Raw genomic sequence first — 26,338 nt, forward strand, 5'->3', positions numbered from 1 at the left:
AAAGGCTTTTTAGTTTCGCCCTTATACCACTAGCGCTTTTCTTTTTTGGCCAAGCGCTGCCGTGCAGCGGCTTTTAGTGGAGATGACACGTTGCGAGATCGTGACAGGTTCTTTAGATCGTTGTCCCTTAAATGGCTCAGGAAACGTAGCGAAATCCCGATAGGTGTTTTTGAATTGAAAACCAAGGCTTTTTTGATTTCGTAGTTGCGAAGCCATTCACGCTTGTTGCCAATATAGCGTAAGATTTCCTCTCCGACTTCTCTGCTTTGTGCAAACGAAGCTGCTTCAACTTCAGTCGCACGGGGAGAGCTTACTGCAGCGTAGGCCACTTGCTTGTTTGTATCTCGAATGAGGAGTGAGCGCGCAGCGGCATTGCCGACCATCGCCAATCGCATCTTGTCGGCCTTGCTAAGCTCCGTCACAAGAATCGAAAGTGGTTTGTACTTCGATTTAATTTCCTCAGAGCCGTCGACCATGTCCCTTTCGATAGCTTCCTCTTCATCGGAATCTTCTTTAAGGGTTTTCTTAAACAATTCGTCAGAAGGCAGTGCTTCTTCGGATGCTTCGGGAATGAGCTGTCCGTGAATAGCTTCAGCATGGGCCTTAAAGGAGGGAATGCCCGTAAGGTCAATGTTGTTGCGAACAGCTAAATCAATAAGACGATCGGCTGTGGACATACGCATGTTTGGGTTTTTGTACAGCGTTTCAATGATCAACGGGCTTTGAAGTAAACGTTGCTCATTGACGGCGATTCGCTCACAAAGCATTTCAGACGCACTTCGTGCAATACGATTGATGGTTTCTGAGTCCGTATATCTATTGGATACCAGCGATTCAAAAAGTGGACTGTTTCCTGCCAAATTATCGGCAATCCCATCAAGGAAGGGTGCAGGGATGTTCGCTTCGCAAGCTGACCTTAGAATATTTTCGGGAAGTTTATCGTACGACTCTTTGGCGGTTTGGGCGACCTGCTTGTCTTCATCGGCAGCAAGTTGAAGCAAAAGGCAAACAAGATAGTGACCCTTAACTGGCACAAGACCTTTAGCTGCCATGGCTTTAGCAGGCCCAGGGGCTTTCGGATCACCAAAGCGCTTCAGCTCTTCAGGCAACTGATCAACAGGCAATGGAAGCCTAGGCAGAGTACTCATTCCACAATTCTATCCCATAAACCCAATCCTGTCGGCTTTTCATTCTGAATTTATGTGTGTAAAGGTATTCCGTTAACGAAATAGTCAAATTCGCCCTTGGTCTTGAGTCGAGGAGCGTGTCGCCTTGCAGGAGCATCTGCCCAGAGCGCTTGAAGTGTTCTCGAGAGATTCGTTCGCCACTGGTTTTGCCGAGCAAGTATTCTTGAGAGCTCCAGCAAGGCGACACGCTCCTCGACTCTCTCAAGCTTATCGGTTCAAATTTCTCATTGAAGATTGAGCCAGAGCTTCGGATCGAGGGCGCGGGTGCCCAGGCGTAGCTCGAAAAATAGCACAGCAGGGTTTGTATCGTTTGCAAGTTTGGCAATCACGGTTCCTGTCGAAACCTGATCCCCTACAGAAACCGCAAAACTACCAAGACCACCATAGACGCTATAATAACGTTCCCCGTGATCCAGAATCACAATCTGACCGTAGGAGCCGTAGTTATCGGCGAAGGCAACCCGTCCGTTGGCGGCAGAATAAACCGGAGCACCTGCGCTCGTAATAAATTCAAGGCCTGCTCCCTCACTCTCGGGGCGCTCGGCACTGCGGACCGATTGATAGGCTTCTACAGGCGCGGCGAGTTTGCCGCGAAGTTGTTCAAAATACGAGCTGGATGCTTCTCCTGATGCAGAGGAAAAGGAGATCCCCTGTTTCATTGCGCCGTAAGCATTGCGAGTGTTGACATCGAGATTATCCCAGTGAGCCGCAGCGTTCGGAGACGAATCAATAGGAAGCTGCAGGCTTAGCCCGCCCCCAAACTGAAGTGTGTCCATTTGGTTTTCATAGTTTGCAATTTTGCCAGCAAGCATTTCCGAACGATCATTCAGACCTTGCCAGTGTCGGCTCAGTTCCTTGAGCTTTGATAAGTTCTGAGCCACAAGTTTTTCCAAGCGGTTGATTCGCGCTGAATGAGACAGCAAAGCGTCAAAACCACCTGCGACCGGCAAGGTTCCAGCGCGCCTAAGCCGATACAAGCTCTGTGTATGCGTGCGCAAGGCTGTCTTTGCGCTGCTGAGGTTTGTGTCTATGGACATCATCTCGGTATCAATGCGAGCCTTCTCCGCCCGAAGAATCTCAAGCTCACCAAGCAGTTGGCTGATGTCCGTAACATTCGAGTGCTGAGAAAGCGTTGTAAGGCCATTTTGACTGTGGGCAATCGGTACGAGGCTTCCAAGGGCAGCAGCACAAAGCAAGCGAACGATCATTTTTCTCGAGCATATGCCTGCTAAGGTAATCATGGCTATGGATTCTCCCGAAGGTAGCGGTGAACCGACACAAAGCTGCCCAAGCTTCCCATAAGTAATCCAAGACCGATAAGCATCAAGCCTGAACCGAGTCCAAGGAAACTTGCACGCATGCCAGTAAAGACAGTGAGCGCTGCATCGATTTGTGGACGCATCAGTAAGAAAATCAGACTAAGGCAAAGCAAGGCGATTCCAGCAGAAGCCAGACCCTGCACCGCCCCTTCGACGAGAAAAGGACTACGAATGTAACTGTTTGTCGCCCCACAGAGCTTTAGGACTCGGATCTCATCGGAACGATTGCTCACTGCCAAACGGATCGTGTTTGCAACGACGGCAATCACACACAGAGCAACCAGGAGAGCGAGCAATGTAGCTGCCGTGTGTGCGGTTGAGAGCAATGCTTGCATGGGTCCGAACCAGGCCGCGTAGGTTTCAACATCTTCGGCAGCTGGAAACTCTTTGATGTGCTCCGATAGGTTTCTTATCCGGCTTTTATCGATGCCTTCGGCGATGCGAATCTCCAGCGATGCTGGAAAGGCGTCGGCAGGTACCGAAGCAAGGACACTGTCAAGCTCAGCGTCTTTAAGAAACTGAGTTTTAGCATCGTCGCTACTCAAGTAATGAACTGCACTAAACTCGGACATGCTTTGAAGAGCAAGTTGCAATTGCCTTACATCGTCCGTGCGGGATCCGTCACGCAAAAAGATGGTCATGCGGTTGCTCTGTGACCATTGATGCGCCATTTTTGAGAGATTGCCGATGGCGAGCAGTGACGTTGCCAGGCAGAGGAAAGCGACTGAAAGACTTACAATCGAGACCAAGTAAATCTTTTTGTTTTCTTGCATGCCGCGTTTTGAGCGTTTGATGAGTGTTCCAAGATCCATGATTGTTCCTATCCGGTAAGTGCTCTGATGTCGCTGTGGTACGATTGAAGACCATGACGTGCTTCGGTAATACTTCCTTCATCAAGCACGATGAGACGGTGTGGACGTGCTTCAAGCAAGGCATGATCGTGTGTGGCAAAAAGAACGGTAATGCCTGAAGCATTCACCTCTTCAAACAACGTGAGAATATCCAGTGCAAGATGTGGATCGAGATTGCCGGTAGGCTCGTCTGCCAGGATAATCGCAGGCTCGGTGACGATGGCGCGAGCCACCGCAACACGTTGTTGTTCTCCGCCGGAAAGTGATGCCACTTTATCACGTCCGCGACCTGCTAGACCGACGCGCTCAAGGGCTTCACTTACACGTGAGCGTACCAAGCGAGTGGGCATGCCAAGGATTTCCATAGGGATGGCCACGTTTTCAGCAACGGACCATTGGTCGATGACGCGGAAGTCTTGATAGACAATCCCAATGTTGCGACGCAAAAAGGTACGGATTCATCACGGAGTTTGCACACGTCACGACCGCAAAAAAGATTTGTCCGTGTTCAGCAGGGTACTCGCGATTGACAAGTTTTAGTAACGTGCTTTTCCCGCGCCGCTTGGTCCGGTGATAAAGACAAACTCACCGCGCTCGACACTGAGCGAAAGATTTTTCAGAATAGCTTTGTCACGATCGAAGTATTTGCTTACGTCGATCATTTCCAAAATCGGCCGCGGCGTGTCTCGAGGAACGCTGCCGCCGGCTCGAAAAAAGGAAAAAGGTCGTACAACGTTGTTTTGTTGTTCACCGTCGTCGCGGGATCGAAAGCGAACACTTGAAAAAATATCTTTGCTGGCCATGGGACATAGGTAGCAGTATGTAGTCCATATAAGCAAAAAACGTACATGCACCTACACATTGTGCGATGTTTGCATGTAACTATCTGAAATATATGGCTTTAGTTAAAAGTTAGGGGCTTGTTTCCAGGGCCATGGTGATGGATCGGCTGCCCAAGGGCTGGAAAAAGCGCGCTCCAGGTAAGTTTCGGCGAGCTTTCCATGCGGAGAAAAAGCCCAAATGGGTTCTTGAGAAACGTCGGCAAGATAAGCGTAGTAACGCCAGATAAATAGACCCGCGAACCAGGGCTTGGAGGCGAAAGCAGAAAGCATGGCGTGATAGCCGCGAACCTGCTCGTTTTCATCGTAGTTGACCTCGGATGTTTGTTCCGGCCACTGCCAGGGGTGAAAGAGGGTGTCTTTACGGCTTGTGAAACCAAGTTCAGTAAATATTAATGGCTTATTAATCACCTGTATAAGTTCTTTAAGCTCAGCCACGGCTTCTTCGGCTTTGATTTTGTTTTCGTAAGGTGTGTTTTTCTCCCAGGCCAGCTCGTAAAAAGCGTTGACGCCAATCACATCAAGTAAATCCCAAAAAGCACATCGATGGTTTCTTGGTACCAGTTGGCGCTGTAGGTAAGCAGGCCCGGAAAAACATCTCGAACTTGTGCAATAAGCGTTTTCCAATAGTGGCCATAGCGTCCAGAAAAGGTCTGGCATTCTTGGCCAATGGCATACATATCGACGCCCCAGTCGCCAGCATCCTTGGCCCATGCGACAATAAAACGTCGATACGATTCTAAAAATTGCTTCCAACGCGCCTCGCTGCCTGGATCGATGCTGCGTCTTTCGCCTCCGGCTTCCATCCAGATATGTGGCACAAGCATCACCCGGATATTGCGCGCGTGCGCCTGGGCCACGATGTCTTTCATGGCCTGACGGTTTTGTTCGTAGGGCGCTTCAAAGTCCATGCGGATTTCAGTCGAGCGATCGTTCCACATCCGGCCATAGGGCGTAATGGCTACCCAGTTCACGCCCATGCGCTTTAGTTCATCGAGCAGCTCAGCACTGGCGCTGCTGCCGTAGCCGCGATTGGGATGCTGGCTTGACTCAATCGGACCAATGGTAACGCCGCGGATGGCAGAAAGGCCTGTGTCGGGCCATGAGTTTGCCTCAACAGAGAAGGTCTCAAGTTGAGCGGAAGCGACAGATGTAGCAGGAAATAGGCAGAAAAGAAGACAAAAGTGGCGTAATTTTGGAAAAAACATGACAGGGTGTGCTGCACATGCCTAGTGGTTGGAGCTGTGCTGCAAAAAAACGGTTTTAGCCGCCACCGCGTTTTAGCTCTTGGAGTACCAGTTTGGCAACGGCTTTGAGTGTTTCAAACACGCCTTCGCCAGTGGTGGCGATAGCCTCGAAATGCAAGGTTCCGATTGGGTTGAGTAGGGTACGTAGCTCTTCAACCGAAGCTACGCCTGGCATGTCTCGCTTGTTGTATTGAATCACGTAGGGCAGTTTCTCAAGCTCGTAACCTTGCTCGATGAGATTGATTTTAAGGTTATCGAGTGATTCGGCGTTGGCTTCGATACGGGCAATTTGGGAGTCGGCTACGAACACGACGCCATCGACGCCTTTAAGAATCAGCTTTCGTGAAGCATCGTAAAAAACCTGACCTGGCACGGTGTACAGATGAAAACGGGTTTTAAAGCCGCGAATTTCGCCAAGAGCGAGGGGCAGAAAATCAAAAAACAAGGTGCGTTCTGTTTCCGTGGCCAAGGAAATCATCTTGCCTTTGGCTTCGGGGTTGGTCTTGTTATAGATGTACTGAAGGTTGGTCGTTTTTCCACACAGACCAGGGCCATAGTAGACTATTTTGCAGTTGATTTCGCGCGACAGGTAGTTGATGAAAGACATCGTTGGCCCGGTTTATCCTTAGTCGTTAAATAGATTGTCGATATCGTCGTCGGTGATTTCGGCAAAGGGAGTTTCCCGGTTGGGGTCCTGTACCTTCATAAGAAGCTTTTCAAAGATCAGATTAAGTTCTTCACTGGACCGTTTGACGCGCAAGCGTACCAGTCCCAAGCTGGTTTTATTATCGAATATCACTACCAAAATAACACGATTGCCAACAAGCTGAATATGAATGTTGGCTTTTTTCCCCTTCGTGAGTGGGTGGGTGGTCGTTTTCGCGCAGCAGTTTCGCCATGCCACCGGTAGCGGCAATGTTGCCGGCTGTGAGCGATGCAAGTGACGTTGTGTCGAGTTGCTCAGTGTCGCGTGATGCAGCGATGAGCTGGCCGTTCTTATCAATGATAAAGACGACGCGTGCATTGGCTTCGGAGACGAGTCGTTCCACGATGGCTTGAATCTGATGGAATTCCTCCTCGTACATTACCATTTGCGGACTGGTCATTTTTGCTTCTTTACCTCAGGCTAAGTCTATCGCTAAACATAGGCTCACGCGCACTATCGCCCGCTTGGCTAATGCTATAGTCGTAGCAAAGCCTGTGCCTTACGTAAAGTTGTTAGCTTTTTTGGGGCAAGCGAGTGAGCTTTGTGGCTTCTGCACCGCATCCGGGATGCCCTGAGACCTTATCGTAGGGGAACGGGGGTGTTTGGCTTACATGGCCTCAAAGAGCGTCGGGGTTTAAACTAGAGTTATGGTGTTGTTCTACTCAACTGCGCCAGCTCGACGTGAAGCTGAGCTCGAAGAAGCCATTGCTTCGTTGGCAGAGCTCTTGTGGCGCGCCTCAGCACATTCTTTTCCCGGCGCGGGAAAGGCAAGTGCGCTTCAGGATCATCTGATGCAGTGGGCGATGAAGGATCCGGCGTTTAAAACTGATCTTTTTCGTTTTGTTGATGTGTTGCCGTCACTGCAAACGCCTCAGATGCTAAGTGAGCACCTTCGCGAGTACCTGCTTTCTGACGGTCGGTCGGCGCCGTGGGCTATTGATAAGTTGCTACGGTTGGCCTCGAAGGAAAGTGTATCAAGCGTTTCGATTGGACAGATTCGCAAGCAAGTGCAGGGCATGGCCAAACGTTTTATCGCGGGTACAAACCTTCAAGATGCGCGAAAAACTCTGTCTGTTTTGGCTGAAAAAGGCTTGCTTAGCACTCTGGATTTGCTTGGTGAGATGGCGGTGAGCGAAAAAGAAGCGGAGCAGTACCAAGCGAGTTATTTGGTTCTTTTAGAGGAGTTGCGGGTGCAGGCAGCGGCTTGGCCCTTTCAAGAGGGCTTGCTTCGCAATCACAAAACCATACTTCCAGCAGCTCAGCTTAGTCTTAAGCTTTCGACTTTGTATTCCCAGTTTGATCCAGCAGCCATGAAGGAATCGGTAGAGCGCTGCTATGAGCGGCTTGCAGTGGTTGCGGCCAAGGCGCGCGAATATGACATCGGCCTTAACATTGATATTGAGCAGTTTGATAAGCATGAGTTCGCCTTTCAGGTGTTTGAAAAAATTGCTAAGGATCCTGCGTTCTGTGATTGGCCTCATCTCGGTATTGTCGTTCAGGCCTATTTGAGAACTTCGGAGCAGGACGTCGAGCGGCTGCTCAGTCTCGTCAAAGGTCGCGGAGCCCCCGTTGGGGTGCGTTTAGTCAAAGGGGCGTATTGGGACTACGAAACCTTGCTGGCTGAGCAACGTGACTGGCCTTGCCCGGTCTTTGGCAGCAAAGAGCACACTGATGCGAACTACGAGAAACTAACTCGTTTATTGCTTGAATCGAATGAATGGCTTTGGCCGGCTTTTGCTAGCCATAACCTTCGCTCTCTCGCGCATGCCATGTGCGTGGCTGAAGCGATGGCTTTGCCCAAAGAGAGTTATGAGTTGCAGATGCTCTATGGTATGGCTGGGGGCGAATGCCAGGAACTTATTAAGCGTGGCCATCGTGTCCGTCTTTATGTTCCCGTGGGCGAGCTCATTGCTGGCATGGCTTATCTGGTGCGCCGTCTGCTTGAGAACACTTCCAATGAAGGTTTTTTGAAGCAAACGAAGGAAAATGCTGAGTCTCTAAAAAAGTTATTAACAAAACCAACTGCTGAAAACCAACCCATGCCTTCTTCGTCCAAGATGGTTTTTGATGACGTGACAGGATCGTTTTCAAACTGTCCGCTGAGTGATTTTTCAAAAGCTGAAACGCGGGATGCTTTTATGCGTGCTCTTGAACAGGAGAAAAAAACCTTTCCTTGTGAAGTGCCAATATGTGTTGGTGGCGAAAAGCTGCTGTCGCAAAAGCAAGTCGTGAAACGTTATTGTCCGAGCGATCATAGTTTGCACGTTGCGACAGTGCATTATGCAACTGCCGATGATGTAAACAGGGCTTTGGATATTGCCCAGAGTCATACTGCCCGATGGCGCACGACTTCCGTGGAGCACCGGGCCAAGTTGCTATTAGATCTTGCTCGCTTGATGAATGAGCGGCGCTACCGTCTGGCTGCCCGTATTTGTTTCGAGATCGGAAAACCTTGGCATGAAGCCGATGCTGATGTTGCAGAGGGCATTGATTTTTGTGGCTACTATGCGCGCATGGCCATGCAGGAACTCGCCCCGCGACGAATCACAAGTCCTCCAGGTGAAGATAATACCTTGAAGTATGAAGGACGTGGCGTAGCTGTGGTGATTGCGCCTTGGAATTTCCCGTTGGCTATTTTGTGCGGAATGAGCACTGCCGCGCTTGTTGCAGGCAATACCTTGATCATGAAAGCCGCGGAGCAATCGAGCGCGGTGGGCTATGCGTTGTTGGAGTTGATGCACGAAGCGGGCTTTCCTACTGGTGTGGTGCAATTTTTGCCTGGCCTTGGACAAGACCTCGGGCCTGCGCTGGTTAGTGATAGGCGTGTATCGACTATCGCTTTTACGGGTAGTCGCGAGGTGGGTGTTGCCATTGCAGGGCAAGCTTCAAAGATCCAAGCAGGGCAGCATCAGCTCAAACGCGTGGTGTGCGAGATGGGTGGTAAAAATGCAATCATCGTTGATGACGATGCAGACCTGGATGAAGCTGTGCTTGGCGTTGTTCACAGTGCTTTTGATTTTGCGGGTCAAAAATGTTCGGCTTGCAGTCGGGTGATTGTGCTCAATGGTATCTATGATCTGTTTGTCGAGCGTCTAAGAGAAGCAGTGCGTTCCTTGGTGTGGGCGCGGCGAACGAGCCGCTTCATCGTGTGGGTCCTGTGATTGACAAAGAGGCGCATGAACGAATTTGGCCTTGCTTGATGGCTTTGGCTCTGAGCTTAGGGTGCTGGCGCAAGCAGAAGTTCATGAAGGTGGCTATTTCATTGCACCGACCCTAGTTGAAGTGCAAAACCCGAAACACGAGATCATGCAAAGCGAGCTTTTTGCTCCGATTCTCGCACTAATACGTGCTGCTGATTTTGCCGATGCACTCAGAATCGCAAATGATTCGGACTATGCGCTCACGGGCGCTGTTTATTCGCGACTGCCATCGCATCTGGAACTGGCACGGCGTGAGTTTCGTGTCGGCAACCTTTATCTCAATCGTGGTTGCACAGGTGCGTATGTAAACCGGCAGCCTTTCGGTGGATTTGGCATGAGCGGTACCGGACCGAAAGCGGGCGGGCCGGGTTATCTACTGCAATTTGCGGATGCAAGAGTGGTCACAGAAAATACAGTGCGCCGAGGCTTTGCGCCCGAAAATTGATTCATTCTATTCGACGATAACTTGCCTAGCGAATCGATAGGTGACGGCCGTTTCGGCATCACAGCTATCATTTTCGAGATTTGGTGAGTCGTCACTTCAATGCAGCAGCCACTTGGTAGATCTGATCTCCGAGATCGCGTAAGAATTGATTTTCATTGGCAAGATGTGGCTTGACGCTAAGCCTGACAGTTGCCCGCTGATCACTGTAGTCTATACCGGGGCATGCGATGTTGTCTGCTGTATCTTCTAGCATTTCTAACTCAGACAATAAATCTGTGAGATCGACGCGAATATTGGATGCAGCGCCTGCATCGGTGAAGTCAGGCTCTTCTGTTGCTTCGTCGCCGGATACATTGCGGAAACCATAAAAGGTCATTGCCGCTCTGCTTTGTTGGCCGTCTTCCATGATCCAGGAACCTTTACGCATGGCAGCACACACAACGCTTTCCCCACATCCATCGATCAGCTCTCCTAGTTCATTGTTAGGATGGGATATGACTCCTGACCAGTTAACTCGTGCATCTAGATCGGCGTAGCCGCTTACATAGTAGTATGGATCTTCCGATTCGTGCGTTCTCACATCAAACCGTGTCTGGTATTGAGCGTTAATAAACTTGTCCAATCCAGCTGACGAAGTAACAAAAAGGCCAGTCGTTGTTCCGTAAAACTCGTTTTCGAAAATCGCAGAGGCGCCGGAGCCATTCTCCAGCTCCGAGCCGATGTCGGTGCTGCAGCCGATCAAGGATATAAAAACAACGGTACTTAAGAAAATCCTCATTTTAAGTGCTCCTGCAACCAAAGCTATGCATCTTCCATGCCAGGAAAAGCAAGTGTTGATCCTAAATTGCGATTTTCGTAGAAAATTACAATCATTTTGAACGATCTCTTGTTCTCAAATACCTACATACACACGCAGGGACTTAGTAGTGACTGGGTTCAAAAGTCACCATTTGAGGAGCATGACTGACAGTAAATGTATCGCCGGCGCTCTATTTTTTCATGGCCAAGGCTACTAGTTTAAAGAGCTCGAAAACCGGAATGGTCAAAAAGGAGAGCACTAGGACGACCAACCATTCGTTGAGGTCTAGCAGATGACTCTTAAACACAGGGTGCAACACTGGAAGAAAAATAGCCACAAGATGAACCGCTGCGCTTGCGAGGACAGCGACCCAGAGCAATACGTTTTGAAAAAGACCGACGGAAAAAATTGAGTTGCGCGTGCTGCGGCAATTGAAGGCATGAAAGAGTGGGGCGATAGCTAAGAGTGTAAAGGCCATCGAACGCGCTCGTTCGAGTTGCTCCGATGGTGTTATGTCGCGCCAGAAACTTGGATAAAAATCTGGGATCAGAAAGATTCCTAGGGCGCTTATACCCATGAACAAACCAATGAAAAGAATACCTGCGGACTCATGAAGGCCCAGCAAGGACGCGCTGCTCGGGCGAGGTTTTTCTTTCATTTGTTTGCGTTGTGGTGGATCGACTCCCAAAGCAAGTGCTGGCAAGCCGTTGGTAACTAAGTTGATCCATAGAAGCTGCAAGGGGGTGAATTGGGGCCATGGAAAGAATGAGCCGACGATAACGGCAATGACTAGTCCTGCGTTGGAACTCAGCAAGAAGAAAATAGATTTCTGGATATTCTGATAAATCGCGCGGCCTTGCTTTACTGCTTCAACGATAGAGGCAAAGTTATCGTCTTTGAGAACCATCTCTGCTGCTTCGCGCGCTACGTCAGTTCCGCTTTGCCCCATGGCCACGCCGATTTGAGCCTCCCGTAAAGCGGGAGCATCATTGACACCATCACCGGTCATTGCGACGACTTGGCCTGTGTTTTTGAGTGCACGTACGATGCGAAGTTTCTGTTCAGCCGTGACTCTGGCAAAAACCGAAGTTCTCTTCAAAATTGACTCCAATCGCTGATCTTCGAGATCATCGATTTCGGTTCCTGTTAGGGCAATTGAATCATCGGTCCACATGCCAAGCTCACGTGCAATGGCTATGGCAGTGAGTTTATGATCGCCGGTGATCATGGCGGTGCGAATGCCGGCTTGATGGCAGGCGTGAACGGCTTCGGTGGCTTCTTCTCTTGGTGGGTCCATCATGGCCACCAATCCGAGAAAGGTGAGATCGGTTTCGGCTTGTTCGGCGGAGTCCACTGTGCCGGCGGCATCGCGCCGTGCAAGAGCTAAGACACGATAGGCACGGGAAGATAGTTCTTCGTTGTGGGTGATGAATTTCGCGCGAGTCTTTTCATCAAGCGTTTGAATTTGCTGCCCTACGAGAATGTGTGAGCATCGAGCAAGCAGGACATCGGGAGAGCCTTTGCTGTACACCTGACTTTTTCCATCGTGCTCCAGAACAACCGACATCATTTTTCGGTCGCTATCAAAAGGAAAGCTTTTTACGAGACGCCTATGCTCTAGTAGTGCACTCTTTTCAATGCCTAGCTTGTGGCCCAGCGTTAAGAGTGCGCCTTCGGTGGGATCCCCGATGGTTTTCCATTCGCCGTCTTTTTCTTGGACGTTTGCTGTGGTGCACAGGACGGCTGATTCGACGAGTTTTTCTAGGCTTCCGGTGGTTTTTTCTAGGGCCTTGCCGTTTTGCTCCAGGTGCCCGGTGGGGGAGTAGCCAACGCCGGTTACATTGAAAGCACCTTCGGCGTTTTCAATGTGTTGAACCGTCATGGCGTTTTGCGTCAGGGTGCCAGTCTTGTCGCTGCAGATGATGGTGGCCGAGCCTAGGGTTTCAACCGCAGGCAGCTTGCGAATCAAGGCGCCGCGCTGGGCCATGCGCTGCATACCAAGGGCCAGGGTAATGGTTGTGATAGCAGGTAGCCCTTCTGGGATGGCAGCTACAGCTAGGCTTACCGCGGTGAGCAGTAAACTCGTCCAATCATTGTGTCCACGTAGGATTCCAATCGTAAACAATCCGACACTGATTAAGAGACAAGCAAAAAGAATGAATTTACCAAACTGGGCAAGGCGGTGTTCAAGCGGGGTTTGTTCCCGTTTCACAGATTGGATGAGCACGCCGATGCTGCCAAGTTCAGTAAAACGACCGGTATGGGCGACAATGCCTCGGGCATGGCCTCGTGTGCTGATGGTACCCATGAAAACCAAGTTGGCACGTTCAGCAAGCGGGGTTTCATTCGCAAGTAAAAGATCTGCCTTTTTTTCGACCGGAACGGATTCGCCAGTGAGTGCTGCTTCTTCGACTGAAAATTCGCTTCTTTGAATCAGGCGCATGTCAGCAGGCACTGCGTCACCGGCCTCAAGTTCAACAATGTCCCCGGGTACGAGTTCGAAGGCTGGAACAATTTGCAGCTTTGCATTGCGAATCACGCGCGCATTGGGTGCAGCCATCTTTTGCAATGAGTCAAGGGCGGCCTCTGCTTTGCGCTCTTGCACGAAGCCGAGTAGTGCGTTTAGTGCCACGATAAGAAGAATCGCTATGGTGTCGCCAAAACGAGACAACCACGATGCGCTTTCAGGATCTTCGCTAAGGGCGACTCCAAAAGCGACCACTGCTGCTAAAAGCAGCGCCCCTACCAGCGGATTGGCAAATTGCGAAGCAAGTTGTAGGAGTGCAGTCGGTTTTGAAGTTTTGGGCAAGCTATTGTGACCGAACTGCTCCAGGCGCTTTTGTATCTCTTGACTACTAAGGCCATTAACCTGATCACTTTCCCAGTATTGAATAACTTCGCTGGCCGTCATGGCATGCCAGCGTTTATCGATCTGTTTTTGTATTTCTTCCATGAACTGAAGGCGGAGTGTAGCAGGCAAGTGCCAACTTTTGCATCAAGCTTGCTTCACCTATTACAATTAGGCCAAAAAACCGGCTACTTGGCAAATGCTCCCGGGACAGCTATGGGCAGGGCAGAAGGATGTAAATCGGTATGCGATGGTTTTTTAGACTTTTTTTTAACTTGATTCGATTGAGTTTGTTTTTCGTTTGGTTGCCTTTGCGCCTTTTTGCTCGTCCGCGTGGACCTTGGGCCATGTTGGTGGTGCATTCGCATATCGTTCAGTTCGCAAGTTCAGAAGGCTGGTTGCGAAAGCTGCTTTTGAGGATGTCGTCCGAGAAACAAAGTAGCCTTGCAGAGTTGCGCGAGATGGTGGAAGCGATTATTGAAAGTCAGGCCATCGAGAAAGTACTCATCAAGTTGCCTCATTTGCATGCAGGCTGGACGACATGCCAGGAGCTTCGTGAACTGATCGAGCAACTCAACGAGGCAGGTAAACATACGGTGATCTTTTTGAGTCACGGGGCAACGAACCGTGAGTACTATGTGGCCTGTGCGGCAAAGGAATGGATGCCGCCGCATGCTTCGTTGAGCGTGCTTGGTGTGGGCTCGAGTATTTGTATCCGAAAAAGCTCTTGCAAAAACTTGGTGTGGATATGCAAGTGTTTGCTTGCGGTCGCTATAAGACCGCAGCAGAGCGTTTCGATTCCGAGCAGATGAGCGATGCGCAACGTGAACAGACGCTAGAGATATTGCAGGCAGTTGATGCGAGTATTCGCCAAGCGGTTGCTAGGCGTTTTGAACACAATCCCGGCGCGGTTGATTTGTTGTTTCAGAACACGCCTTGCCTGGGTGAGGCCGCTTTAAACGAGAAATATGTGGACGTTCTCTGCGCAAAAGACGAGCTCAAAGAGAAATTGGGTCTTGAGGGAAAGGGCGTTTTTGCGAGCCGTGCAGAGCGTTTGCTTCGCTATAGAAAGCGTACGCTTTGGCGTCCGTTGCTTAACAAGCCCGCCGTCGCGGTGATTGAAATCCATGGAATGATTGTTGCTGAGCAAGGCCAACTTATGGCCAAAGCTGTCTGTGAAAAAAGCATGCTCAAGGCCATTGCGAAAGCCAAAAAAGACAAAAAGCTGCTCGGTGTATTGCTTGATATCAATTCACCAGGTGGTTCTGCAGAAGTGAGTGAAACGGTCTATCGAGCGATTAGAAAATTGAGCGAGGAGAAACCGGTTGTTGCTTATTTCTCGGACGTTGCAGCAAGCGGTGGTTATTTTATCGGAGTTGCTGCGAGTTCAATTGTTGCACGACCGCTAGCGATAACAGGTTCCATTGGCGTTATTTCAATGAAGCCAGTGCTTGACCGAGTCTTGCAGGGCTTGGGTGTCAAGGTCGAACGGGTTGAAGTATCGCCGCACAGCACAATGTTTAGCCCTTGGCGTCGGTTGCAGCACTCGGAAGCTGACATTATTCGACGAGAAGCCGATGTGTTTTATCAGCGTTTCATTGACGTCGTTGCCAAAGGCAGGGCGCTCTCGAACGAGCAGGTCCAAGAGTATGCACAGGGCCGCGTCTGGACCGGAGAGGCTGCACATCGGCGAGGGCTGGTCGATGAGCTTGGCGGTGTGGCTACTGCCCTTGATTGCTTGGCTAAAGCAATTCCGGGTTGCGGGAGTGGTCGAGAATTGCAAACTCGCACAATTACTGTAAGAAAAAGGCAAAGCGTTCCAGCGTGGCTTGGCGCATCCGTAGGGCTGCTTGGTCGTTATGGCTCAGATGTTGGAGATCTCTTAAATTTGTGTCTGAGCCGAGAAAAAGTGTTTTACTATGAACCGAATCTGCCTACCGAATAGGCTGGAGAATGGAGCCGGTTATGCATGGGTTAGCAAAAGCTACAGTTTTCGCATTGTTATTAGTCGCTTGCGGTGGTGGCAGTGCAAATATTAAATCGGGTCCCATGCCCAAAGGAGGATCCTTTGAAGGCGTATGGTTTTCTCCACAGTACGGTCGTTTAGATCTTCGGCAAACCGGACAAATTGTTATTGGCGAGTATACGAAGGATGAGCGCTTGGGCCGTATCCAGGGTCGCGTTGCGGGTAATGTCCTTCGCTTTCAATGGACAGAAAAGCGTGAGTTGATTCAGGGCATGCCTCGTGAAACTCAAGGGCGTGGTTATTTTGTCTACCTTATTGACACCGACGGTGACCATAAACTCCAAGGTGAGTGGGGGCACGATTCGGAAGAAAAAGGTGGAGGCCCTTGGAACGCCGTCAAATCGATGAAGCTGCACCCACGGCTTTCATCCGAGGATCACCCTGAAGACAATGCCGTTGGCCAGGAAGGCGTTGAGGATGAATCGGTGACCGAAGCGCTTAGCGATGATAAGGAGCCAAAAACCGAATCTAAGAAAGCGCCTAAAAAAGAGGAAGAAAAACAGCCAAAGCAAGGTCCAAAGGGCTTCGACAACATTGACGATTTAAGCGACTTATAGTCGTCATGAAGAAACGTGTTGTCGTTGCGTATCACGGTCATTGTTTTGATGGCATGGCCTCCGCGGCTATGTTAAGCCGGTTTTTATTGGATACGATGGATTCTTCGCTCCGTTTTGAATATCGTCCCCTTGATCATCAACCTGGAGGCTCCTTTGTCCCATCAAATATTCTTGATGGGGATATCAATGCCGTGGTCGATTTTCGCTATACGATTTCGGGACGATTGGACTGGTGGTTTGATCATCATATCACTGGCATTGTTGGAGAAGATGAGCGAGCACATTTTGATTCACACGACAAAAGCCAAAAATTTTTTGATCCCAGCTATGGTTCATGCTGCAAGCTGATAGCCGATATCGGGCAGAAAGTATTTTCGTGGAAAGTTTCCGAGTTGGCTGAGCTTGTGCATTGGGCGGATTTGATAGACACCGCTAGCTTTCCTTCAGCACAAGCTGCTGTGGAACTCAAAGAGCCTGCTTTGCAATTGATGACGGTGATTGAGACGTACGGAGATGCTGGTTTTTTGGCGCCACGAATCGAAAAACTCGCTCAAGGGCAAAGCGTAAATACGGTGGCAATGGATCCGGAAGTTCAACGTCTGTTCAAGCCATTAAAAGAGGCGGTTTCAGATAACTGTCGTGTAATTGAAAAAGTCGCGGTCGAAAAAAATGGCGTTGTAAGTTTTGATGTAAGCAATATAGGCACCGATAGATACAATAAGTTCATTCCCTATTGGCTTTTCCCCAATGCGCGCTACTGCGTTGCCGTAAGTTTGGGCAACGAACGCGCGAAGGTATCCGTTGGCGTGAATCCTTGGTCGAAACAAAAAAGGGATGTCGATATTTCTGCGATATGTGCCGAATATGGAGGCGGAGGCCATCCCGTTGTAGGCGCAGTAAGTCTCGAGCCCTCCGAAATCAAAAAAGCAAGACGTATCGCTCAGGAAATAACTGAACGCCTCGGCCAACAAGAATCGTAGGCTACCGACCGTGGCCCAATGCTAAAAGGCCGAGATACAGCTCAATATATTGTAGCCAAACTCTTTCATAAAAGAGAACTCATGAGCTTGCGTTTCCTATTCGGGATGAGCATCTCCCCAGGTATAGCTCCCCACCCCCTATATACTCGCCACTGCAGTCACGTAATCCGGTTGGTGTTGATAATGCTCGGTCATCAGCGTTTCAGCATGTTCGGGCGCCGGCATGGGCAGCGATTTCACAAGCCGAAGACGTTCCCGCGGAAACGTCGGTGCTCCTAACAGCGCCGTGCCGTCTGGCGTATGAAAACTCCAACTGTTTTGCTGTTTGCTCAACGTAAACCCATCTTCATGCACCGCGCGATGATGCTTTGTGCATAGCAATATCAGGTTATCAAGCTTGGTCTCTCCACCATGTGCCCAGTGCTTAACGTGATGCGCATGCAAGAACTTTGTATGCGTGCAGCCTGGAAACTTGCAACCTTGGTCGCGCAATCTTAGGGCCCTCGAGATAGCCGGCGGAATCGTGCGCGCCTTGCGACCAATATCGAGCACATTTCCGTGTTTATCTTCTTTCACTGCTACAAGCGAGCTATCGCAACACAAACGCCGGAATGTTTCTGGCGCAAGCCGTGAGCCGTCTTCAAGCCGCGCGCTCCAGCCGTCTTCTTCTGAAAGCACATCTTTTTTCAGATGCACATAAAGCTGCGTTTGCTCTGCCGAAGGCCGTGAAGCCGTGCCATGGGCCAGAAAACTCTCAGCCATCATCAAGAGCGCATCGCTCTGGTCCGTCGCCGAAGCCGGGGAGGGCGCTGCTTCAGGCTCGGGCGTTTCCGCGGAGATTTTTCCCGAGCGCTTCTCAGAAGTTTCCGCAGAAACGTCGCTTTCGGTTTCCCGCGCCTCGCTTTGCGCTGCCTGCAAAGCTTTCAGTACCACCAGCGCCTCTTCTTTGGGAAGCTGCACTTCAAAACGCACCATGCCTTCGTCGGTCTCCCAATGCCGCAGGTAGCGCTCCATCTTGCCTTGCTCTGTGGCCTCTTCAAGGTTTTGCAATTTGCGATACTGCCGGCAAATCTTCTCAAGCTGCGATGCGCTGCTATCAAGTGCAAGCGCCACCAGCCGCGCTTCGTTCGCAGGAGTTGCAATGCGCGTGATCGCTCTAACCTTAGAGTAACTCAGTTTCCCCTCACGCATCTGCGCATCCACCGTTGGAAGTTCCGCCAGCGCATGCGCCACTCTCACGTGCTCACGTGCCGCGCCCAAGCTCATCCCCACACGCCAAGAAAGCCAATGCGCGCAACTAAGCGCTCCCTGTTTGCGCGGCCCACCGCCTTCATCAAAGGCCCGAATCAGCAAGAGCAGCCGATGCGTCGCCAGCGAAATCTGAGCCGCCAAAAGCCCAATCTCCTCGCCAATTTGATCAATATCTTCAACCCTTTTCACCGCTATACTGTGCATGCGCTCAGTATACCCAAACCACCTCCAAAACCAAGCCCAGGCAGGTGTTTTTCTGGGTTTTTTAATCTGAAAAAAATCCCTTTCCCCACGCAACTACTGCCGTCACTGGCCGATAATCAAAGGGGGTGTGCGGGCTGGTCGGCAGACTTAAAATATGAGCTGGCAGCTTTACACGAAAAGGCGCCGGCACCTGCTTGGGTTCTAGTGACCCAGAAGTATTTCCTGATCATCGGGATGACAGAAAATAAACCTTTGGGCATGTTTGCAGATTCTTGAATTCAAACACCTAATGTACCCTGAATCTACGTTGCGAGATATTTCATTTGCGACGAATAGCAACGACGGAGTGGCGGGCAACACACCGCACTCGACGATGGCGTCTGAACAGATAAAACGATGGCCCTTAGGTGCTTTCAACACTCCCCACTTAACAACTTTTGAGGAAGCCATACATTGGTCAAAATTTAATATCGTGCGCCCTTTGTTGAAGATCCTGCTTGGTATCGCCTTATCACGAGTAAAACCGACTCCTTTCTTTTCAAGAATCTCTTCAGCTGCACGGGTGAGTTTGTCAGGTACTACTCCGTTGATTGGAATTTCGTGGTTGTCTTCCTGGGAAAAGCGAAGTCGGATTCTCCATATACACGAGTAAGAACTTATGATTTCGTGGTCGATTGATTGTTCTTTCAAGGCACGATCCACCTGTTGTTGAAACGTGGTTTCGTGTTTAGTAAAAAACTGTTGCTCAGTCACATGATCCCACGACCGCCAGGTGCAGAAAACCTTGTTATCCGATTTTGCTGGAAAGACTTTTTTCGACCCTGTTTGCAATACAGAAACAAGGCCCTTTTCGTTGGCGAATCTTCGGATATGAGCTGCACTTACTATGTGCTGGTTGCAGGACAGCTGGTGCGGATTGCCTTGCGTGGTACGGTTTCTCTGTTTCATATGAAAAAGGTAACAAAACAACCATTTGGATGGGAGATTTGCATGAAAGCTACGAGCGGTTTTTTCGGCGCGCGCGTCCGGCTAATTGTTGTTTGCGTTTCTTCTGTTGTTGTTTTGATAGTTTCTTGTTCATTTTTGTAGTCTTCGGTTCATTGTCTAAAGGAAACTCCCAGCGGGTTGCTTCTTTTTTTATACCTTCCTTGAAGTATTCGAATTTCGCATAGAGTTTTTGAGCGTTTTCTTGGTCTTTCTTCGTCCACGATCGTGCGTTAAAATAGAGTGTATCTTCCGACATGCCTTCCGCGTAGGGTTCTGTAGCAATGCCGCAAATATCCAGGGCCGAAGGATTTAGGTGCTTCACTACGAGACACATATGCTCAAGCATTGTACGGCGAGCAGTTCTATAATCATCATAGTCAACGGAGGGTGGTTTAGGAAGTACCAGAAAAACCCAGTATGGATCCCCCGACAACCAGGGGAGTACATATTGTTTTCGCATCGAGTTTGGTGGAGTTGTCGCCACCGCGTTCAATAAAATGTTGCTTAGTTCTCGCCGTCGAAAGCGATTTTCTCTGGCCATCCAGCGTAGAAGTTTTTCCTGCTCTTCAACGCCTCCTCCAGTTGAGAAGTGTTGAGTGTTGTTCACAATGTGATGTGCGAATTTTTCGATTAGTTTGTCCCAACAATAGCTCGGCTCATCGGCCTTTTGCTTTGCTGCACACTGCTCACTATCTTTCCAAGAAGACCAAAAGGTTTCGTCAATGTAGACGGCATCGTATTTTTTACCGTCTTCAAACTCAAAGTCGTACCCGTTTCTGGCATCATTTGTATTTCGGAGGTAACAGCCGAGTAAATCTTCCTCGCCAGTTGCAACGACTTTGTCGTGCGCACAAAAAAACTTTTCTTTTTTATCAAGGTATGTGCAGAAATCAGAAATAGTATCGACTGTTTCAAGCACTATGTCCAAGGCCACTTCATCAAAAATATGGAAAAAGTTGCCGTGGGAATCAAAACTTCCTAATTGGAAAGGGCGATCCAAACATTGCTCAAGAGTTTGATTTGTGACGAACAGGCTTCCTGTACCGCCCCATGTATCAAGACTCGCCTGAGCAGTTCCACGACAGGTCAGTATTCGGTGAAACCTAGGTTGTTTTGGTAGTTCTACCGGAAATCTTTGATTGCACCTTTTGTCCAAGAATATGCGATTCTGGTGTTTTAGTAACCATCTTTCGGCGCCAAGCACCTGTTCTGATGATTTGATTACCGCATCGCGATACCAACGTTTCCACGCTACGCTTAGATCGGAGTGCTTTCCGAATCTACAGTGCTTGTCGGAGAAAATAAGCACGTCATTCCCAAACACAACTAGCAGATCACATAGCTCTTTTCCTTCTCCCTTGTTTCGTTGGCCTTGGTCACGAAAAAGGTTTGGATAACTCCAAAGCCTCAAGAACGCCTTGCGGCAAAGTCGTTCCAGGTAAGCCTCGGATTCCGTCACAGGACCAGATTTTTTTGCTTTATCGTTCGCGTTGATCATTCAAACATTTGTGGACATAAAGGGAAGGTTCTGGCGTCCTCGCATCGAGCTTGTCATTTAATTTTCCCAAGATGTCACTACTCACTCACAAACCTCTTCTTCATCGCAGGCGCAGCCGGGTGGGGTGTGGCAGGTGTAGGAGCGGGAGATGCAGGTGTTGCCGCAGGCCTGGCCTTTGCGGCAGACTTTGCAGCATTGGCTGCGCGGTATGCAGGAGAGTGTGCTTGCGCGAAGCTCTGTTGCTTCAGTTCGCGGAGCCGTGTCCACAGCGGGTTCGAAAAACATACATGAAAGTAGAAATAGCGTTGCCCAATGACCCATAGTTTAGTTAACGGCAGCGCTGAAAATAATTTTAGAAGTATTTTAGCTCACGGTGTTTTTGGTGTGTGAGCGCGGCACAATGTCGTATCCGTGACAGGTGCAGTTGCCGTTACTGTGTCCGCATCTGTTTCCGTTGCCGTGACGGTTTCTGAAATTGTGACTGTGACAGAATCAGCGTCAGAAACGGAAGCGGAGACAGGCACAGTCATGGGAACGGTTACAGATACAGAACCGGAAGCACTTGGCTGAATAGGAGGCTGGGGTAGTGCCCTTTCGAAGTCGAAGTCGAAGTCGGGGGACGCCACCCATTTTGGGAAATAAGGTAACCGTCCCTCGGTTACGCGCAGTGTTCTTCGCTAGCCAATGGCTCAAAATCGAAATGGCGAATGTTTAATGCCTTGGCTACTCTTACACATGTCGCAAGCGTTGGATTATATCCTTCCGCAGTGAATAGCCTTCGCACAGCTTCTGGTTTCATCCCCACTTTTAGAGCAAGTGCCTGTTTAGTCAAACCCTGTTTCTCCCGAGCTTTATCAAGCATGCGAATTACCTCTCGTACACCTTGGTCAATCGCATCGATTTCTTTTCGTTCTTTCTGGTAAGCTTCGGCAAATGCGGGATCTTGCATCTGCTGCTCGAAGTACCGATCAAAGCCTGTTTTTTTCCTCTTTGCCATGCTCTGATCGTAACACAAATGTTACGAATCACAAGAGCGTAACAAAAAGACGAGTAATTTCAGATGTCGGAAGATTCAGTCTGGGCAGGTTCGCCAAATCAATGGGTCAACTTTCCTCATTACCGTGTAACGGTGTTGGGTCGTGCGTTTGAATGTATGTGATCAGGCGGTTGTTTGGCCTAAAGCATGTCCCCAGCTGAACTCGTTATGAAACAGCGGGGCAACTACCGCGTGGGTCGCAATTTGACGACCCGGCCTTATTCCTATTCCGTGTTCTCGTTAAAGAATGCGAGCTGTTCACGTGCCAAACGCAGGCCGATTGCAATTACGAGTTGCTCACGAGTTAGCTTTTGGCCGACAAAACTTGTGTCGCAGCTACTCGGATCAAAGTGCTCTTCAAGGGTGTTGTCTAAAGACTGCGTTTTTTCGGTTGACTGCTTGTGCAGGGGAATACCGTTAATATAATAAAGTGTTTCCCTTGCAATAAGGAAAGTTCCGCGAATCGTTAGCTCGTTTTGGGAAGCACTAAAGTCTGCCTCTATTGGACCAGAGTTCTCGCCCAACGCTTGCCAGGTGTAGCCGATACCGTCCCCTTCATCTACCCAGACCGCCTCTAACTTCGCTTCTAAGGTCTCAGGATCCAAGCTTCCTTGAACCTCAATGTCCCATTCGTCGCCATCGTTTGCGATCATGTCAAGTTCGTAATTCCCATCGGAACCCGGTGCTGTATCAAGTAGAACTTCGACCGTGTAGTGGTTGCCTTGCAAATCAAACGACGCTTCCTCAAGTGGACAGGTCCTTTGTTGAGCGGCGTTTGTAGATTCAAGTGTGCCGTCGGTACTCTCAAGTGCACAGCTGCCTGATGCCAAGACAAACATAGCAATCGCAGCATGGATATAATTCTTCATGTCTATGGTCTCCCGTTTTCGATCTTCACGCACAATGTACGCAAAATCTATGCCCGCCTCGATCGGAAATTAAACTAACAAATTCAGTAGTACCCGTGGCTACAGTAGTTGCCATGGGTGCTTTAGGCCTAACCTTAAAGGTTCCAGGCCGTTTGCTTTGAAGATTCAGTCTGGGCAGGTTCGCCAAATCAAAAGGATCCCCATGCGCCCGCGGCGTGGGGCGACGTTCTTTTAGGTTTGAGTGCCACGCACGCGCAGGATGGCACGCCGCGCGCCAACGATCCCTTTGGGTGGACAATAGTTCCCAGTGAAGATGCACCTTCATGGTGCATGGCCGAAAACCATTGTGGTTTTTACGGTGAAGTAATGGCATGCCAATTGCAGCTTACAATCGATTAAGATGTTTTTTTGGTACAAACATGCAAGTAAGCCGAGCACCTTGTGGGTGCTTGTGAGTTTGTTTTTTGCAGCGTGCGTGCCCTTTGAGGCTGAGAGCACCGGTGAGTCCGGATCTGCTCAAAGCAATGCATCGACTATGATGGGCCAACATGCTGAGTGCGGTGGCCCGACAAGTGGAATGTTTTTTGACTCTGCTTCTCGAAGTTGTGTTTCAGAAGGTGAAGGTGTTGAAACCACGTTGCGCCAAGCGCAACCTGGCATGCCGATGGGAGGTCTGCACCCGATTGCTCATGAACAACACCTTGCAACAGGGCAAGATCGAGATACGCCCACCGCTGAACTCGCTGCGAAATATGATTATTTCAGACAACTCGAAGCTCCCAATGCTCTAAAAGCCGATGGCGATATTGACGGCTGGAAACTTGGCGCATCGTTTGCCTACAAACGATTGCTTGCCGAGCAGTTTGCTTTGCCATTACTTGCGCAAGAGAGCGCTTCTTTGAACCAAACTGAAGCCATGATTGGCTACGGGCTCTATCAACTTTCGGAAGGCAAAATTGATCCAACCCTCTATGGAGCAGCGCAACGCATGGCCGATCAATACGAACGTCTGCTGTGGCAAGATGAGAGATTGGCGCCCATGTCTCGTGCGCTTGGCAGCGAAGATATCAGCGCGAAAAAATTTCAAGACTGTGTGAATGTTTTGGGAAGAGAGTCGGACTATATTCTGCTGGATACTGCAACGGCAGGCTGTGCCTCTATTTTCTTGGCGGTGGTTCCTGAGATCCAAGCGTTAAATGCGCAGCGGCAAGTGTATGACAATGTATTGCTTGAGCGCTACATCGAGAGCGCTGAACTTTTGCAACAACGCACCATGGCTTTGGGCGGCAGCGCGATTGTTCATGTCTCCGAGGAACCGGCTTTGTTTTTGCACTTTCGGGAATTGGGGATCAATGTGCTTACGGCATTTCATGCCGTCGTGGATCCAGAGCTTCAAGCCCAAGCGATGTACGGTCATTTGCGCATGACGCTCGAAGTCGAGGTCAAAGGTGTTGACGGGCAACCAGCGGTAAGTACCCAAACCTTAGGGCAGTGGGCCCATCAGTTGGTGCATAAGACAAGCTCGAACGCAAGCTCTCAAGCTGAGCGTTTGTCCTATTTCGCAGACGCTTTTTTGCAGGTGATTGGTCAGCTTCGAAGCAACAACACAGCCGTCACCGAAGAGCTTTCCTCAAACGCAATCGATCCAGAAAAAGCCTGGCATTATGGTTTGTTGATGCAACACAGTGGTCTTATGAGTTTGTACGGCGGCTATGATGGCTTGGGTCAACCCATGGGCTTTCAGCGCATTCATGATGTGCTGCTAGGGGAAGCCGAAGCCCACGAAATACCGCGACCGATGTTGGCTTTGGGAGCGTTGGCAACGTGCGCCACAACGATGTGGGTGCTTGGTCCAGCAAGCCCAGGGGCCGCAGTGGTATGCGCTCTTGGAGCATGGGTGTCTGTGACGGAATACCAACGTTTTGCCCAGCTTGTGAGCGTGGCGAATACCGCAGCGTTTGTGGGACTCGAATACAGTTTAGTGCCTGCTCCCTTATCGCTTAACTTGCAGCGCAGACTCCGTGTCGCAGGTTTTTGGGCGGCGGCCGATATCGTGCTTTCGGTGGCCGATGTTGCCTTGTCACTAACCGATGCATTTGCGCTTGCCAAAAGTCGGCAATGGTTTGCTGCGGATGAGCAGCTCAATGCGCGAATCGATGAAATAATCGACAACCACGCTACGTTGCGCAAACTTTTCCCTATTGAAGATGCCTACGCTGCGGGTCCGAAAGAGATTATGAAGATGACGGTCAACGCTCACCCTGGAACCACTCATATCCCTGGAAACGTGCACGTGCGTGGACAATATTGGGATATACTTAGACAATACGCTCGAGAGTATACCTTTGTTTTGGGCGAGGACGATTTAGACAAGCTAAGAGGAACAGGTAAGTGGCTAATCAACTGGACCTACTCCGAGACAAAACAAAGCTATGAAGTGAGGATGTTGCAAATGGTGGATGCTCGCACGCTGTTGCCAAACGACTTGCTGCAACGGGTAGAGCTGAACAATCACTTGGCAGACGCCATCTCAGACTTTAATAAGCAACGTGGCGTTTCCCACGATTGGATGCACGATTCGGTGTTCACGCATTACATAAACCGTGCAACGATCGAGTTTACCCCAGATAGCCGTTTGATCATTGAAGGCGATTTCAAACCAATAACCGGTGAGGATTTTCCGACCTTTTTGGAGTTGTTTCGCGCGCTGTCCCCAGCTGGTTACCGAGTCGAATTTACTCCCTAGTCTGATCCCCAAGCTGGATAAATTGACCAAGAATCGCTTTGGGGACATGCTTTAGGTGAATTAGCGATGCAATCTTAAGGAGTTGCAAACCGGATCGCGGTGCCTTTTTCTCACTCATAGGGTCCCGCGGTCGTGCGTTTGAATGTATGTGATCATGCGGTTATTTAGACTAAAGCATGTCTCCAGTTTCCCCAGTTTAATTGGTGCAGCGGGCAAGGAGTTGGTCTTTGGTGCACACTTGCTCGAAATCAAAATCGTGAGGCTTTGATAGGGCTGCGTAGCTTTCTGGATCGAAGTTCGTCCAGCGAAGACCCAGGATCTCGCCGCCACCTACGGTCATGGCTGAGATGCCTTCTTGGCTGCTTGTCCATGTTGCGTTGTTGCGTTCAAACACCATCCAAGAATAGTCGCTGTTGCAAAAGCAGTCTTCTATTGCTGGATCGCAGCCTGTCAGTTCATTGTCGTTTGGCCCCGCTCCACAAATTGCTTGGCCAAAACCTGCTCCGAAGTCTTGTGTTGCGATAGTGATTCCGGCGCTTGCAAATAGATCGGTGAGACTTACTTGCGTTCCGGCTTCTTGCAGTTCCAAGCATTCAACGCAGTAATTTTCATCATCAAAACTAACCACCAGTGCAATTCCGGTATCCGTCAGCACCTCGCTTTTTTCCGATGCGCAAGCCGCTATACAAAGCAAACAAGCAGTAATAACCCATGACAGTTTTGTTTTCATTTCACTTTCCTTT

The 26,338-nt window shown here is 49.8% G+C and carries 21 protein-coding genes and 2 pseudogenes; 7 read left to right on the plus strand and 16 right to left on the minus strand.

Translation table 11 applies throughout. The features are described 5' to 3' along the window. Nucleotides 1-29: 29 nt before the first annotated feature. From IPJ88_09255 to IPJ88_09290, 8 genes and pseudogenes are all read right to left on the minus strand, one after another. Nucleotides 30-1,148, minus strand: a complete 1,119-nt coding sequence (locus IPJ88_09255) for a hypothetical protein (protein QQR91860.1) — start codon at nt 1,146-1,148, stop codon at nt 30-32. Nucleotides 1,149-1,411: 263 nt separating this feature from the next. Then, nucleotides 1,412-2,428 (minus strand): M23 family metallopeptidase, encoded by a 1,017-nt coding sequence (locus IPJ88_09260; GenBank protein QQR91861.1) that lies wholly within the window; start codon nt 2,426-2,428, stop codon nt 1,412-1,414. Nucleotides 2,429-2,430: 2 nt separating this feature from the next. Beyond that, nucleotides 2,431-3,318 (minus strand): hypothetical protein, encoded by an 888-nt coding sequence (locus IPJ88_09265; protein QQR91862.1) that lies wholly within the window; start codon nt 3,316-3,318, stop codon nt 2,431-2,433. An 8-nt stretch (nt 3,319-3,326) separates the two neighbouring features. Next, nucleotides 3,327-4,019, minus strand: a pseudogene (locus tag IPJ88_09270) (ATP-binding cassette domain-containing protein). A 243-nt stretch (nt 4,020-4,262) separates the two neighbouring features. Further along, complete coding sequence (locus tag IPJ88_09275) at nt 4,263-4,715, minus strand: hypothetical protein (protein ID QQR91863.1); 453 nt, start codon at nt 4,713-4,715, stop codon at nt 4,263-4,265. Then, on the minus strand, nt 4,712-5,404 hold the full coding sequence (locus IPJ88_09280; protein QQR91864.1) for a hypothetical protein: 693 nt from the start codon (nt 5,402-5,404) through the stop codon (nt 4,712-4,714). The genes IPJ88_09275 and IPJ88_09280 overlap by 4 nt, the downstream gene beginning before the upstream one ends. 55 nt (nt 5,405-5,459) lie before the next feature. Then, nucleotides 5,460-6,050 (minus strand): GTPase domain-containing protein, encoded by a 591-nt coding sequence (locus IPJ88_09285; protein ID QQR91865.1) that lies wholly within the window; start codon nt 6,048-6,050, stop codon nt 5,460-5,462. A gap of 18 nt (nt 6,051-6,068) precedes the next feature. Continuing rightward, a pseudogene (locus tag IPJ88_09290) lies at nt 6,069-6,549 on the minus strand (roadblock/LC7 domain-containing protein). A gap of 247 nt (nt 6,550-6,796) precedes the next feature. On the opposite strand from IPJ88_09290, the gene IPJ88_09295 reads away from it, so the two are divergent. Together IPJ88_09295 and IPJ88_09300 are read left to right on the plus strand one after the other, a co-directional pair. Then, the gene (locus IPJ88_09295) at nt 6,797-9,310 is read left to right on the plus strand and encodes a proline dehydrogenase family protein (protein ID QQR91866.1); all 2,514 of its coding nucleotides are present in this window, start codon (nt 6,797-6,799) and stop codon (nt 9,308-9,310) included. Nucleotides 9,311-9,335: 25 nt separating this feature from the next. After that, the gene (locus IPJ88_09300; protein ID QQR91867.1) at nt 9,336-9,794 is read left to right on the plus strand and encodes an aldehyde dehydrogenase family protein; all 459 of its coding nucleotides are present in this window, start codon (nt 9,336-9,338) and stop codon (nt 9,792-9,794) included. Nucleotides 9,795-9,885: 91 nt separating this feature from the next. Here the strand turns inward: IPJ88_09300 and IPJ88_09305 are convergent, their stop codons facing one another. Both IPJ88_09305 and IPJ88_09310 read right to left on the minus strand, forming a co-directional pair. After that, nucleotides 9,886-10,572, minus strand: coding sequence for a hypothetical protein (locus tag IPJ88_09305; GenBank protein ID QQR91868.1), 687 nt, complete (start codon nt 10,570-10,572; stop codon nt 9,886-9,888). 211 nt (nt 10,573-10,783) lie between these two features. Next, the gene (locus IPJ88_09310; GenBank protein ID QQR91869.1) at nt 10,784-13,573 is read right to left on the minus strand and encodes a cation-transporting P-type ATPase; all 2,790 of its coding nucleotides are present in this window, start codon (nt 13,571-13,573) and stop codon (nt 10,784-10,786) included. Nucleotides 13,574-13,686: 113 nt separating this feature from the next. On the opposite strand from IPJ88_09310, the gene IPJ88_09315 reads away from it, so the two are divergent. Genes IPJ88_09315 through IPJ88_09330 form a run of 4 tightly spaced genes read left to right on the plus strand, consistent with a single transcriptional unit; the run spans nt 13,687 to nt 17,004 of the window. Next, nucleotides 13,687-14,253 (plus strand): hypothetical protein, encoded by a 567-nt coding sequence (locus IPJ88_09315; GenBank protein QQR91870.1) that lies wholly within the window; start codon nt 13,687-13,689, stop codon nt 14,251-14,253. After that, nucleotides 14,190-15,386: a signal peptide peptidase SppA gene (gene sppA, locus IPJ88_09320; protein QQR91871.1), complete on the plus strand. Its 1,197-nt coding sequence runs from the start codon at nt 14,190-14,192 to the stop codon at nt 15,384-15,386. Before IPJ88_09315 ends, sppA begins: the two co-directional genes overlap by 64 nt. Nucleotides 15,387-15,406: 20 nt before the next feature. After that, nucleotides 15,407-16,024, plus strand: coding sequence for a hypothetical protein (locus IPJ88_09325; GenBank protein ID QQR91872.1), 618 nt, complete (start codon nt 15,407-15,409; stop codon nt 16,022-16,024). Nucleotides 16,025-16,029: 5 nt separating this feature from the next. Further along, nucleotides 16,030-17,004, plus strand: a complete 975-nt coding sequence (locus IPJ88_09330; GenBank protein QQR91873.1) for a hypothetical protein — start codon at nt 16,030-16,032, stop codon at nt 17,002-17,004. Nucleotides 17,005-17,142: 138 nt separating this feature from the next. Here IPJ88_09330 and IPJ88_09335 read toward each other — a convergent pair whose 3' ends face one another. The 5 genes from IPJ88_09335 to IPJ88_09355 all read right to left on the minus strand — a co-directional run bounded on the left by IPJ88_09335 (nt 17,143) and on the right by IPJ88_09355 (nt 22,849). Beyond that, nucleotides 17,143-18,444: a DUF222 domain-containing protein gene (locus IPJ88_09335; GenBank protein QQR91874.1), complete on the minus strand. Its 1,302-nt coding sequence runs from the start codon at nt 18,442-18,444 to the stop codon at nt 17,143-17,145. A gap of 216 nt (nt 18,445-18,660) precedes the next feature. After that, nucleotides 18,661-19,407: a hypothetical protein gene (locus IPJ88_09340; GenBank protein QQR91875.1), complete on the minus strand. Its 747-nt coding sequence runs from the start codon at nt 19,405-19,407 to the stop codon at nt 18,661-18,663. A gap of 49 nt (nt 19,408-19,456) precedes the next feature. Next, on the minus strand, nt 19,457-20,650 hold the full coding sequence (locus IPJ88_09345; protein QQR91876.1) for a hypothetical protein: 1,194 nt from the start codon (nt 20,648-20,650) through the stop codon (nt 19,457-19,459). A 952-nt stretch (nt 20,651-21,602) separates the two neighbouring features. Further along, nucleotides 21,603-21,941, minus strand: coding sequence for a helix-turn-helix transcriptional regulator (locus tag IPJ88_09350; GenBank protein ID QQR91877.1), 339 nt, complete (start codon nt 21,939-21,941; stop codon nt 21,603-21,605). A gap of 263 nt (nt 21,942-22,204) precedes the next feature. Next, the gene (locus IPJ88_09355; protein ID QQR91878.1) at nt 22,205-22,849 is read right to left on the minus strand and encodes a hypothetical protein; all 645 of its coding nucleotides are present in this window, start codon (nt 22,847-22,849) and stop codon (nt 22,205-22,207) included. Between the two features lie 400 nt (nt 22,850-23,249). On the opposite strand from IPJ88_09355, the gene IPJ88_09360 reads away from it, so the two are divergent. Then, nucleotides 23,250-25,595, plus strand: a complete 2,346-nt coding sequence (locus IPJ88_09360) for a hypothetical protein (protein ID QQR91879.1) — start codon at nt 23,250-23,252, stop codon at nt 25,593-25,595. A 196-nt stretch (nt 25,596-25,791) separates the two neighbouring features. Here IPJ88_09360 and IPJ88_09365 read toward each other — a convergent pair whose 3' ends face one another. Beyond that, the gene (locus tag IPJ88_09365) at nt 25,792-26,325 is read right to left on the minus strand and encodes a hypothetical protein (protein ID QQR91880.1); all 534 of its coding nucleotides are present in this window, start codon (nt 26,323-26,325) and stop codon (nt 25,792-25,794) included. Nucleotides 26,326-26,338 lie beyond the last annotated feature (13 nt).

This window comes from Myxococcales bacterium, assembly GCA_016699535.1.
Lineage (GTDB): Bacteria > Myxococcota_A > Polyangia > Polyangiales.